We start from the raw sequence: 12,192 nt of genomic DNA, 5'->3' as shown, positions 1-12,192 counted from the left end.
TTTTGTCTGTTTCGGTCACGCAGAGTCTCCTAACGGCATCATCGTCAAACACCCTTCCACTAACCGCTCAGTCGCGTCTAAATGCGCGGCCTGACGTGCGTTGGACGCCATAGCAGCCAAGGTATCCGGGACGAGTAATTCATTTAAAAACTGGCTCAACCGCTCAACGGTCAGCTCTGATTGTACTACGCACTGGGCGGCACCTGCGTTCACTAATACCTGGGCATTAATACGCTGATGGTCGTCGACGGCAAAGGGAAAAGGCACCAGTAGCGCTGGCTTGGCAGCGGCAGCCAACTCCGCCACCGTTAACGCCCCTGCGCGACAAACCACTAAGTCAGCCCACTGATAGGCGGCGGCCATATCGTCGATAAATGGACTCACCTCAGCGCTCACCTCATGGTGTTGATAAAGCGCTGACGTAGCGTCTTCCCGCCCCTTACCCGCCTGATGGCGTACCTGTGGACGCTGTTCGACAGGCAGAGCAGCCAGCGCAGCGGGTAAGCGCTCATTAAGTGCGACAGCCCCCAGCGAACCACCAACGACCAGCAGACGAAGTGGCCTGGCAGCGAGTGTTTGGGCATCTCGCGGAGTGCTGCCTAACGCGGCAATATCGTCACGCACAGGGTTGCCCACCACCTCGGCACGCTTTCCAAACGCCTCCGGGAACGCGGCATACGTGCGCGTGGCCAACCGCGACAGTACCCGATTCGTCAGCCCAGCCACGGCATTCTGTTCATGGATCACCAACGGCGTACGCGACAGCCAAGCGGCTACCCCGCCTGGGCCGCTGGCAAAACCGCCTAAACCGACCACCACATGAGGATTAAAGGCTGCCAAGACGGTGCGTGCCTGGCCAATCGCGCGAGTAAGGTTCAACGGTGCTTTTAGCCAGCCCGCCATACCATTGCCACGCAGTCCACTCACTGCAATGGTGTGCAGTTTAATACCCGCTTCCGGCACCAAACGGTTCTCGATGCCTCTAGGGCTACCCAACCATTCAACGTCAACTTGCTGTGCCTGTAGCCCTTTAGCAAGTGACAGCGCGGGGAACACATGGCCGCCAGTGCCCCCCGCCATAATAAGTACCCGCCGCTTAACATTCCTCGTCACATCAAACTCCTGATAGCCCCATGTTGCCGCTAATATTGGCGAGCATGGGGTTACGATAAGCGCGGCTCATGGCGCGGTTTATAAGGGGTGGACGCGCGCCGTGGCCGGTGTCGGGTTTCAGCATCAGTCCGCAGCAGCAGACCTACCATAATGCCAGTCACCAATAGGCTAGAACCGCCATAGCTCATCAGGGGTAGCGTTAGCCCTTTGGTCGGAAGCAGTCCCGAGCTCACCGCCATATTAATAAACGCCTGAGCGGCGATAACGAAGCCGATTCCATAACTGACATAAGCACCAAAAAGATGGCCTGCCAGTTCAGCCTTACGCCCTACCCACATCGCGCGGGCAATAAACAGAGTGAACAATAAAATGACGATAATGGCACCGATCATCCCCAGCTCTTCGGCGATCACCGCAAAAATAAAATCGGTATGCGCCTCAGGCAAGTAGTGCAGCTTCTGCACGCTATTACCCAGGCCAGTCCCCGTCACATGACCTCGACCAAACGCAATCAACGCCTGAGTCAACTGATAACCAGTAGCAAACTGGTCAGCCCATGGATCTAAAAAACTTGTCCAGCGTGCCAGTCGATAAGGCTCGATCAACACCATGATGACGGCCCCAGACCCCAATACCGCACCACTGCCCACCAACAGAGTGAGCGAGGCACCACACATCATCAGCATACCAATGACGCATACGGTAAATACCACCATTCCCCCAAAGTCCGGCGCCATGGAAAGCAGCCCAACGGGAACCGCCAGCACGGCTAGCGGGCGCCACATACTGAACGCCCGGCGACGCAGGTCATAGGTAAAACGCGACATGAATGCCGCCATATAAAAAATCAGGCCAACTTTGGCTACTTCAGACACCTGCAGGCTAGGTAGTGGCCCCGGTAACGCTATCCAGCGCTTACTACCATTGATCTCCTGGCCCACTATCAGCACCAATACCAACAGAGCAATCGTGGCCAGCAGGATCAGCGCTGCATTTTGCCGCCAGACCTCCAGCGGCACACACAGCATAAATACGCAGGCCATGGTGGAAATCACCAGAAAAAGGCCGTGCTGACGAGAATAGTGATAGGTATCTTCCAGCAACCCTATCGAGGCTGAACTTACCATCACCCAACCTAGACCCGCCAAGGCCACCGCCGCCATGATCAACCACACATCACACGGAAGATCACGCGTACTGAGCATTGTTTGTAAACGCTGACGTCGACTCATCGCGCTTCTCCTTCGGCTGGCTTCGCCTTAAGCTGTACCCAGTGGCGAAACATCTCTCCGCGCTGCTGATAATTGGCAAATTGATCCAGGCTGGCACAAGCGGGTGAGAGCAGTACGCAGTCTCCCGGCTGGGCGAGTTCAAACGCTGCCTGCATGGCCTGGGTTAAATCGTCAACCTGCTGAGTACACACGTGATTGTGTAGGGCTTTTTCTAGCAAAAGAGCATCCAGACCAAACAGTATTACGCGGCGCGCGCACGCGCTTAAGGGGGCGGCTAAAGGGGTAAAGTCAGCCCCTTTACCCACCCCGCCGGCGAGTAAAATCAAGCGTCCTTTCAGCGTAGCGCCAATCCCGTTAATCGCCGCCAGCGTGGCCCCAACATTGGTGCCTTTGCTGTCATTCACCCAGGTCACGCCGTTAATGTCGGCAATCACTTCACTACGGTGTACCAAGCCTTTAAAGTCGCGCAGCGCGCTGCACATGGGCTCAGCCGCAAAGCCCAGCGCCTGCCCCATTGCCAGTGCGGCCAACGCATTGAGGTAGTTGTGCTGACCGGCCATTTTCAACTCATCAATAGCCAACCAAGGGGTGGAGCCCTGCATTAACGTCAATTTGCGCTGGTGATGCGCCAGCCCCCACTCGCTCCCCTTTGGAGCTGCCTGAGTAAAGTAAGTCACCTGGTCAACGGCATATTCAGGCCACGTGACAGGCTCATCGGCATTCACCACGGCGTGCTCGGCACCCATAAAAATACGCTGTTTGGCGGCGCGATAGCCGTGCATATCGCCATGGCGATCCAGGTGATCTTCAGATAAGTTCAGAAAGGCAGCACAACGGGCATTCAGGTGGGGTGTCATTTCAAGCTGGAAGCTTGAAAGTTCGAGAATGTATAGCTCTGCATCGGGCTGGTGGGCTAACAGATCCAGAGCGGGCGTACCCAGATTACCTCCCACGGCCGCTTTTACCCCAGCGGCTGCTGCCATGTCACCCAGCAAGGTAGTCACCGTCGACTTGGCATTTGAGCCAGTAATAGCAGCAATGGGTGCAGCCACGGCTCGCACGAACAAGGCCATCTCACCCACGACCCTAGGTTCGCCCGTGCGTGGATTAATTTGATCGGCTATTTCCTTCAGGCCTGGCATCCGCGGATCAAGCCCTGGGCTAATCACCACCTCTTCAACATCCTGAAGATCCAGCGAGGCAAGGGAGCCACAGTGAACCTCAACACCAGGATGAGCTGAGCGAAAATCACTGATCCCCGGCGGCTCTGCGCGGGTATCCGCTACCATAAACGGTACATTTAAACGGCTTAAATGGCGACAGATAGCGCGGCCGGATAACCCCAGGCCCACGACCAGCGTCATGCCTTTCGCTATTCGCACCATTTCGAACTCCCTTTTGCACGCTGCCAATGAACCATGGCGCCACTATTGGCCATGTACATTACCGAACTTTTAGCGTCGCAAGCCCAAGCAGCACCAGCACCACGGTAATAATCCAAAAGCGGACAATCACACGCGGTTCAGGCCAGCCTTTTAACTCGTAGTGATGGTGCAAAGGGGCCATCCGAAAGATACGCCTACCGGTGAGCTTGTAGGAGCCCACCTGAAGAATCACCGATACCGTTTCCATGACAAAAATCCCGCCCATGATAAACAGCACGATCTCCTGCCTTACGATCACGGCCACGACGCCCAAAGCGGCGCCCAATGCCAACGCACCGACATCGCCCATAAACACCTGAGCGGGATAGGTGTTAAACCATAAAAACCCCAGCCCGGCACCGGCGATCGTGGCGCAAAATACCGCCAACTCACCGGTACCTGCAATAAAGGGAATATGCAGATAGCCGGCAAAAACGGTGTTTCCACTGGCATACGCAAACACCGCCAAGCCCATGGCAACGAGGACGGTGGGCATAATCGCTAGCCCATCAAGGCCATCGGTTAAATTAACCGCGTTGGAGCTTCCCACGATGACGAAATAGGTGAGAACGATATAGAACACGCCTAACGGTAGCGCTACTTCTTTAAATAACGGCACTAATAAACTGGTTTCGACCGGAGTCGAGGCCGTCAAATAGAGCAACAACGCCGCGCCAAGGCCCACCACTGATTGCCAAAAGTACTTCCAGCGTGCGGGTAATCCCCGTGGGTTTTTCTCGACGACCTTGCGGTAATCATCGACCCAGCCAATGGCACCAAATCCTAGGGTGACGCCTAATACCACCCAAATATAGAGATTGGTCAAGTCACCCCATAACAAGGTGCTAATGGCAATGGCCAACAGAATCATCGCCCCGCCCATGGTGGGGGTCCCCGCCTTGGAAAGATGCGACTGAGGACCATCATCACGAACTGACTGGCCAATCTGGCCTTCTACCAGACGCCTTATCATCCATGGCCCCAGCCACAAACAAAGCATTAACGACGTAAGAGCGCCCAAAATGACACGCAACGTCAAATAGTTGATGACCTGAAAATCAGATTGGTACTGCGACAAAAAATTCGCCAAGTGAAGTAACATGAACGGCGTTTACCTTATTCCATCCGAGCGCAGTGCGTTCACAATATTTTCCATGCCTGCACTGCGCGACCCTTTGACCAATAATGTGGTGCTGGGCGGCAAATTATTAGTGAGATGACGCGTTAGCGTCTCGTGATCGTCAAAATGCAGCCCACGACCAAAGGCATTACTGGCAGCGCGTGCGGCGTCACCAAATGTCAGTAGCTCATCAATGCCGAGTTCAGCGGCATAGCGACCAATAGCGGCGTGAAGAGCAGCCGACTCGCTCCCCAATTCTCCCATCGCGCCTAATGCACACCAGCGCGGAGCAGGAAACGTGGCCAATGTATCCAGCGCTGCTTTCATAGCACCTGGATTAGCATTGTAGGTATCATCCAGCAATTGGGCACCACGCAAACCAGGTACTACCGTCAATCTTCCCGCCAGCGCTTTTAGCGATGCCAAGCGCGCAATGACTTGCTCGGCCGACACGCCCATCGTTAACGCAGCGGCGGCGGCGGCCAGTGCATTACTGACATTGTGCTTGCCGAGTAGCGGCAAACGTACCTGGCCAAGTGCGCGCCCATGCTGCAATAGCGTGAAAGCATACCGCCCTTGCGGATCACAGGAAAGCGCTGACGCACTAACGTCAGCCAAGGGATGAAAGCCGAAGCTGACGATCCGCCTTGAGCCAGCACGCGCGGCCCAAAACGCGTAGTAATGATCATCGCGATTCAGTATCGCCGTGCCGTGCTCGCTCAAGCCAAGGAGCAATTCACTTTTGGCCTGGGCAATGTGCCCCATACCGCCAAACTCGCCGACATGGGCACCGGTCACATTGGTAATGATCGCCACCTCCGGCTTTGCCAGCGGAGCGGTCCAGGCAATTTCACCTAAATGATTAGCGCCCAGTTCAATGACCGCCGCCCGGTGGTGTTCTCGCAACCTTAATAAGGTCAGCGGGGCCCCAAAATCGTTGTTCAGATTGCCTTGCGTGGCTAACACGTCGCCCAATGGAGCCAATAGTGCAGCACACATTTCCTTAACCGTGGTCTTACCGCTATTGCCGGTGACAGCCACTACCGGCCCCTGCCATCTACGCCGGTGCGCAGCGGCGATAAGCCCTAACGTTAAACGTGTATCTGAGCACAGTAGCTGAGGCACCTCGCTATCCACGGGCTCATCAACCAGCGCGGCGACGGCACCTAGCTCATGAGCGCGTGCTACAAATTCATGACCGTCAAAATTGGGCCCTCTTAGCGCCACAAACAGGCATCCCGGCTCGATGTTGCGACTATCGGTCACCACTGAGCTAATGGCTAGCCGAGCCTGCCCTGAGGGCGCTTCAAGGCCAAGTTCGGAGGCGATCTGACCGAGCGACCAGTGCATTATCGAGCTCTCCGCAAGGCAAAGGCGCGCTGAATCTCTTCACTATCCGTATAAGGGTGGCGCACCCCCTGAATATCCTGATACGCCTCATGCCCTTTGCCAGCAATCAGCACGACATCCTGATCACTTGCCTGCTGAATTACCGATGCCAAGGCCTCCCGCCGGTCGCCGATTTCAACCGGCTGCGCGACGGCTGAAAAACCAGCCAAAATCTGCTGACGAATTTGCTCGGCAGGCTCATGCCGAGGATTATCGTCGGTGACCACGCTGTGATCCGCCCACTGCTCGGCCGCCCGGGCCATTTCAGCTCGCTTGCCAGTATCACGCTCGCCACCGCAGCCAAATACGCACCATAGCTTACCCGCATCGACCAGGTGGGCACGCAGTGCCTGTAATGCGCTTTGCAGGGCATCCGGCGTGTGGGCATAATCCACCACGACGCTGGGGGCGCTGGTATCACTGTATAGCTCCATACGACCGGGCACTGGATGCAGTGAGGCGGCGGCTGCAAAAACCGCGTCAAGCGATTCGCCCAACCCATACAGCACGGTCATTGCCAACAGCACGTTATCTAAATTAAACCGCCCCATTAAATTTAAACGAAGCATTTTTTCGCCGTCAGGGGTGGCAATCATTGCCTGCTGGCCCTGCTCAAACGCCTGCCAGTCAAGCACTCGCAGCGTCACCGCCTCGTCTTGACCCGTCGCTAACACACGCACACTGTCGCTACAGCCTGCCAGCATTAATCGCGCCAAGGGATCATCGCCATTGACAACCGCGAGCGTAAGTTCAGAGCGCCGAAACAGCTTCGCCTTTGAGGCAGCGTAGGCGGTCATGCTGCCATGATAATCCAAATGATCACGAGTCAGATTGGTAAACACGCCCACGCTAACGTTAACCGCTTCCAAGCGATACTGGTCCAATGCATGAGAAGAGGCTTCCAGCGCTACACGTCGAACGCCCTGATGCGCCAACTCACCCAGGGTTGCCTGCAACGCCAAGGGGCCCGGGGTGGTGAGGCCGCTATCTCTTAACTCGCCGGGTCGCCCCATGCCCAGGGTACCGACGAGCCCCGCGGGTGTTCCCAGCACCTCGCTTAGCGCTGCGATGTAATGAGTTACTGAACTTTTACCATTCGTGCCAGTGACCGCAATGACTTCCAGGTCACGTGGCACTTTAAACAGTGTCCGGCCCAGCTCCCCCAGTCGCATCGATAGGTGAGGCAATGTCAGCACGCGCCCTTCTAGCTGCACATCGCCATCCGTCCCCTGTGCCAATACAAGGGCAGCGCCAGCGTCAAGCGCTTGCTCGATAAAGTCACGGCCGTCACGCTGACTGCCTGGCACGGCCACGAAAATATCGCCTGGCTGAAGATGGCGGGTATTCATCTCAATGCGCACCTGGTCCGGCAGATCCGGTAGACCGGCGGGCAATGGTGACTTGGGCCATACTTGCTTCAGCGCACCCAACACATCGCCAGAACTCAGCGTCATGCAAACTCCTTAAAAAGCTACTCCGCCTCGTGATCTGGCGGAACGTCTAACAAGCGTAAAGCATTGCCCGTCACACTGGAAAAAACCGGTGCGGCGACAGCGCCTCCATAAAACTCACCCGCTTTAGGGTGGTCGATCATTACCACCGTGACGATACGCGGATCAGAAATGGGCGCAATCCCGGCAAAAACACTGCGGTAAGCATCGGTAGTGTAGCCTTGCTGACCTATTTTACGTACCGTGCCCGTTTTACCTCCGACACGATAGCCCTCTACCCGGGCTCGCCGCCCGCCGGTATAAGCGGCTACCGAGGTTTCAAGGATATTCAACAGATCATTGGCAACCGTGGGCTCTATGGCGGGAATACCTTGGGGCGGCTCAGAAAGACGCAGCAGTGACGGCGGCAAACGGACACCATCGTTGGCTAACGCCGTATAAGCACTGGCCAACTGAACGGCGGTAACGGACAGGCCGTAACCATAAGAGAGCGTCGCCCGCTCACTGCGCGACCAGCGAACCGGCGCAGGCAAACTGCCCGTCGACTCACCGGGAAAGCCCGTGCCAGGTGCCTGCCCCAACCCTAGTTGATTATACTTTTCCCAAATAGCCGTATCGCTCAACTGGAGTGCCAGCCGGGACATGCCCACGTTCGAGGAGTGCTCCAAAATGCCGGCCAGATCCAGGTCACCATAATTTCGGAAATCGCGAATGGTAAATTGATCTAAGCGCATCCAGCCAGGCGATGTATCGACGATAGCATTACGATCGACGACGCCGCTTTCCAACACGGCCGCCATGGCCAGCGGCTTCATGACCGAGCCTGGTTCGAACACATCCACCAGCGCTTGGTTGCGCAGCCCCCGTGGATCGAGTCCCGCTCGATTATTAGGGTTGTAGGAGGGCAAGTTAGCCATTGCTAACACCTCTCCCGTGCGCGCATCCATCATCACCAACACGCCGCCGTCAGCTTTATTTTCGGCGACCGCGGCGCGTAATTCACGATACGCCATGTATTGAATACGCTGATCGATCGACAAGGTAAGCTCGCCGCCCGGCTGGGCTTCATCAATCACGCCAAGCTCGCGTACCAGACGTCCGCGGCGATCTTTGATAACCCGTCGTTTTCCAGGGTGACCCGCTAAATAGGGTTGATAGGAAAGCTCTAAGCCCTCTTGACCGACGTCATCTACGTTGGTTACCCCCAGCAGTTGGGCGGCGACCTCTCCGGCAGGATAGTAGCGTTTATATTCGCGCTGGGGATAAACCCCTGGCGTGCGCAAATCAAGCACTCGCTGGGCGGCTGCCGGGGTCATCTGGCGGCGCAGATACATAAATTCGTGCTCGCTAAAGCGCGCCAAACGCGATTCGAAGTCATCCAATGTCATGCCCAGCGCCTGGGCTAACATGACGCGTTGAATGGCATCCGTGGGGAGCTCCTGAGGATTGGCCCATAGCGTGACGACGGGTGTCGAGATGGCCAATGGCTCGCCATTACGATCGGTAATCATGCCACGGTGGGCAGGGATCGTTTCATGGCGTAGCGTACGTGCATCCCCCTGACTCTGTAGAAAAGGCCGATCAATAACCTGTAAAAGCGTAATTCGACCAATCAGAATCAGCGATGCCAACCCTATCGCGATCAAAATAAATACGTACCGTCCAGCGCCGAGAGGAGGTGCTATCGGGGCCTGACGCGAGGTGCCCCCTCGCCGTTCACTGCTCATGGTCGAATCACCTCAACATCATGAACATCGGGAATACGCATCCCCAAACGCTCCGTGGCGATTTGCTCAATACGAGCAGGCGTTGACCATGCCCCTTCTTCAAGCAGTAGCTGACCCCACTCCGTTTGCAGCTGGTTCTCCTCTTGCTCCAGACGTTGCAATTGAGCATATTGAACCCGCGTCATGTGCGTGGTGACTACCACGCCTAGCCCTGTGGCCATGCAGAGTAAAAACAGCAGAGTAATCGCCACCGGCCAAGCGCGCAGGCGCAACTTAAAAGGCCATTCGGCTTTTAGCGTGGTCGCCCACTGCTCAATCCGATCCATGCTCATGATAACTTCCGTGATTACGCCCGTTTACGCGCTGCTCGCATGACGGCGCTCCGCGCCCGTGGATTAGCCTCAACTTCTTCCTCACTGGGCCGTACGCCTTTGCCCAGCGCCTCAAGACGGCGGTTCAATTGATCATCGCGAATAGGAACCCCGCGAGGAAGATCATTATCTCCGCGTACATAATGGCGAATAAACCGCTTCACACGGCGATCTTCCAGCGAGTGGAAACTAATGACCACCAAGTGGCCGCCCGGCGCCAGCGCCTCTAATGCCGCCGCAAGCGCCTTATCGAGCTGCTCAAGTTCGCCATTGATAAAAATACGCAGCCCCTGAAAAGCTTTCGTCGCCGGATGTCGTCCTTTCTCCCACGCTGGGTGGGCTACTTTAAGCACCTCAGCCAAATCCACCGTATGGGTAAACGGTTTATCGACCCGACGGGTTACCACGGCGCGAGCCAAGCGCTTGGCAAAACGCTCTTCACCGTAGGCTTTAAAGACATGGGCAATATCCGCCTCGCTGGCACGCGCCAAGAACTCAGCAGCGCTCTGCCCCTGGGTAGGGTCCATGCGCATATCCAGCGGGCCATCGCGCATAAAACTGAAACCACGCTCGGGATCATCCAACTGAGGGGAGGAAACACCGACATCCAGCAGCACGCCGGACAGTTTGCCAAACAGGCCCTGCTCACGAGCAAAGTCACCCAGTTGGGCAAATTCACGCTGGGTTATTTGAAAGCGCTCATCATGAATGGCAGCGGCGGCGGCTATCGCCTGAGGATCACGATCCATTGCCAACAACCGGCCCTGTTGACCCAGGCGTTCCAGGATCACACGAGAATGGCCACCTCTCCCGAAAGTACCGTCCAGATAGGCCCCTTGCTCATCGTGGACCAGGGCATCGACAGCACCTTCCAGTAGAACGCTGGTGTGACGAAAGCAGGAAGCGACCGGTTCAGCGTCAGGAGAAGGCATTTTTTTCTCGCACAATATAATAGAGACAACGAAATGAAGGGCGTGCAGGCACGCCCTGAAATGGAAATGGGGGAGTCGGCCGATAAGCCGGGTTCTGTCGTGGACAGCCATTCCTCTAGGCGCTGCGTTACCACAGCGCTCAAGCAACCTACCCGGACCCAGCGCGGGCCACGCCATTGGGTCCCTATTTGGTCTTGCTCCGAGTGGGGTTTACCATGCCACGCACTGTTACCAGGCGCGCGGTGCGCTCTTACCGCACCCTTTCACCCTTACCGGCCCCGAGAGGTTTATTTCACGGGGCTTAGGCGGTTTACTCTCTGCTGCACTTTCCGTCGGCTCGCACCGCCCAGGCGTTACCTGGCACTCTGCCCTATGGAGCCCGGACTTTCCTCCCCCAACACCTTTTAAGGGGTGTTAGCGGCGACTGTCTGGCCAACTCCGGCGGCAAGCATACCAGCGCCCTTGATTTGCCTCAATGCTCGCTTTTAATTGCTTGCAAACGAGCGTACCAGGCTTGCTTACGTCCACCCAGCATTCGGGCCGCAATGGCGGCACCTTGTTTGACGCCAACGCCTTCTGAAAGCAACGCCTCCAACAGAGCATCCGCGGATATATCCTGATGTTCGCTCTGCTTTACCTGGGGGGCGCCAGCGATAATCACGACGAACTCCCCTCTAGCCTGATTAGGGTCGGCGCTTAGCTGCTCAAGTAACGATTCAGGCGTACCCTGCAAGAACGTTTCAAATGTCTTGGTAAGCTCTCGAGCCAATACCACGTCACGACCGGCCATCTGCTCCTGTAAAGCCTCCAGGGTAGCGACGATACGGTGAGGAGACTCATAAAACACCACTGTCTCCTCGCGCGTCTTCCAACTCTCAAGCGCCTGACGCTTGGCGCCAGACTTGGCCGGCAGAAATCCCGCAAACACGAACCTGTCGGTAGGCAGCCCCGCACCAGAAAGAGCCGTAATTAGCGCACAAGGGCCAGGGATCGGCACAATGTTACGCTTTCGTGCGCGAAGCTCGCGCACCAATATAAACCCAGGATCGCTGATCAATGGTGTGCCTGCATCGCTGATCAAGGCAATATCTTCGCCTGCCGCCAGGTAGCTATCCAAGGTTTCTACACGCTGCGCCTCATTGTGTTCATGCAAGGAAAGCATTGGCTTGTTCAGCCCCAAGTGCGCCAACAAGCGACCGCTGTGGCGTGTATCCTCCGCCGCTACACGCGCCACTTGCCCTAACACCCGAATGGCACGCGCAGTTAAATCGTCCAAATTCCCAATTGGCGTGGCAACCACGTACAATGTCCCCGGATTATGCTCTGTCATTGTTGACTCTCAATTCGTTGATGGCTTGCTCTGCCGGTGCGCTATGCTTGCGCAGTGGCCTCATCAATTGCTGGCAAGCGGAAATAGCGCAAATGGAAACCTA

At 56.5% G+C, this 12,192-nt stretch carries 10 protein-coding genes and 1 other RNA gene; all 11 read right to left on the bottom strand.

Annotation, left to right across the window (positions count from 1 at the left end; all coding sequences use genetic code 11):
* Positions 1-15: 15 nt before the first annotated feature.
* Positions 16-1,113: an undecaprenyldiphospho-muramoylpentapeptide beta-N-acetylglucosaminyltransferase gene (gene murG, locus ACFFLD_RS10335; RefSeq protein ID WP_386039814.1), complete on the bottom strand. Its 1,098-nt coding sequence runs from the start codon at positions 1,111-1,113 to the stop codon at positions 16-18.
* 50 nt (positions 1,114-1,163) lie between these two features.
* The gene (gene ftsW, locus ACFFLD_RS10330; protein WP_386039812.1) at positions 1,164-2,345 is read right to left on the bottom strand and encodes a putative lipid II flippase FtsW; all 1,182 of its coding nucleotides are present in this window, start codon (positions 2,343-2,345) and stop codon (positions 1,164-1,166) included.
* On the bottom strand, positions 2,342-3,730 hold the full coding sequence (gene murD / locus ACFFLD_RS10325; RefSeq protein ID WP_386039810.1) for a UDP-N-acetylmuramoyl-L-alanine--D-glutamate ligase: 1,389 nt from the start codon (positions 3,728-3,730) through the stop codon (positions 2,342-2,344). Before murD ends, ftsW begins: the two co-directional genes overlap by 4 nt.
* Before the next feature lie 58 nt (positions 3,731-3,788).
* Positions 3,789-4,871, bottom strand: coding sequence for a phospho-N-acetylmuramoyl-pentapeptide-transferase (gene mraY, locus ACFFLD_RS10320; protein ID WP_386039808.1), 1,083 nt, complete (start codon positions 4,869-4,871; stop codon positions 3,789-3,791).
* Positions 4,872-4,880: 9 nt separating this feature from the next.
* Positions 4,881-6,239 carry a UDP-N-acetylmuramoyl-tripeptide--D-alanyl-D-alanine ligase gene (locus ACFFLD_RS10315; RefSeq protein ID WP_386039806.1) on the bottom strand — a complete coding sequence of 453 codons (1,359 nt, stop codon included), beginning with the start codon at positions 6,237-6,239 and terminating at the stop codon, positions 4,881-4,883.
* A complete protein-coding gene (locus tag ACFFLD_RS10310) occupies positions 6,239-7,732 on the bottom strand; it encodes a UDP-N-acetylmuramoyl-L-alanyl-D-glutamate--2,6-diaminopimelate ligase (protein ID WP_386039803.1) in 1,494 nt (497 codons plus the stop codon). The genes ACFFLD_RS10315 and ACFFLD_RS10310 overlap by 1 nt, the downstream gene beginning before the upstream one ends.
* A gap of 17 nt (positions 7,733-7,749) precedes the next feature.
* Positions 7,750-9,456: a peptidoglycan D,D-transpeptidase FtsI family protein gene (locus tag ACFFLD_RS10305; RefSeq protein WP_386039801.1), complete on the bottom strand. Its 1,707-nt coding sequence runs from the start codon at positions 9,454-9,456 to the stop codon at positions 7,750-7,752.
* Complete coding sequence (gene ftsL / locus ACFFLD_RS10300; RefSeq protein ID WP_386039798.1) at positions 9,453-9,788, bottom strand: cell division protein FtsL; 336 nt, start codon at positions 9,786-9,788, stop codon at positions 9,453-9,455. Before ftsL ends, ACFFLD_RS10305 begins: the two co-directional genes overlap by 4 nt.
* A gap of 14 nt (positions 9,789-9,802) precedes the next feature.
* Positions 9,803-10,759 carry a 16S rRNA (cytosine(1402)-N(4))-methyltransferase RsmH gene (gene rsmH / locus ACFFLD_RS10295; protein ID WP_386039796.1) on the bottom strand — a complete coding sequence of 319 codons (957 nt, stop codon included), beginning with the start codon at positions 10,757-10,759 and terminating at the stop codon, positions 9,803-9,805.
* 67 nt (positions 10,760-10,826) lie between these two features.
* Positions 10,827-11,199, bottom strand: an RNA gene (gene rnpB / locus ACFFLD_RS10290) — RNase P RNA component class A.
* A 32-nt stretch (positions 11,200-11,231) separates the two neighbouring features.
* Positions 11,232-12,089, bottom strand: coding sequence for a 16S rRNA (cytidine(1402)-2'-O)-methyltransferase (rsmI, locus tag ACFFLD_RS10285; protein WP_386039794.1), 858 nt, complete (start codon positions 12,087-12,089; stop codon positions 11,232-11,234).
* Positions 12,090-12,192 lie beyond the last annotated feature (103 nt).

Origin of the sequence: Vreelandella sulfidaeris, from assembly GCF_042429665.1 — a bacterium.
Lineage (GTDB): Bacteria > Pseudomonadota > Gammaproteobacteria > Pseudomonadales > Halomonadaceae > Vreelandella.
This window is presented reverse-complemented; position numbering and strand designations above follow the sequence as displayed.

Excerpts from the sequence above, each read along its gene's own strand:
- ftsW (WP_386039812.1), bottom strand. The coding sequence starts at position 2,345 with ATGAGTCGACGTCAGCGTTTACAAACAATGCTCAGTACGCGTGATCTT.
- rsmH (WP_386039796.1), bottom strand. The coding sequence starts at position 10,759 with ATGCCTTCTCCTGACGCTGAACCGGTCGCTTCCTGCTTTCGTCACACC.
- ACFFLD_RS10310 (WP_386039803.1), bottom strand. The coding sequence starts at position 7,732 with ATGACGCTGAGTTCTGGCGATGTGTTGGGTGCGCTGAAGCAAGTATGG.
- murD (WP_386039810.1), bottom strand. The coding sequence starts at position 3,730 with ATGGTGCGAATAGCGAAAGGCATGACGCTGGTCGTGGGCCTGGGGTTA.
- ACFFLD_RS10315 (WP_386039806.1), bottom strand. The coding sequence starts at position 6,239 with ATGCACTGGTCGCTCGGTCAGATCGCCTCCGAACTTGGCCTTGAAGCG.
- ACFFLD_RS10305 (WP_386039801.1), bottom strand. The coding sequence starts at position 9,456 with ATGAGCAGTGAACGGCGAGGGGGCACCTCGCGTCAGGCCCCGATAGCA.
- mraY (WP_386039808.1), bottom strand. The coding sequence starts at position 4,871 with ATGTTACTTCACTTGGCGAATTTTTTGTCGCAGTACCAATCTGATTTT.
- ftsL (WP_386039798.1), bottom strand. The coding sequence starts at position 9,788 with ATGAGCATGGATCGGATTGAGCAGTGGGCGACCACGCTAAAAGCCGAA.
- rsmI (WP_386039794.1), bottom strand. The coding sequence starts at position 12,089 with ATGACAGAGCATAATCCGGGGACATTGTACGTGGTTGCCACGCCAATT.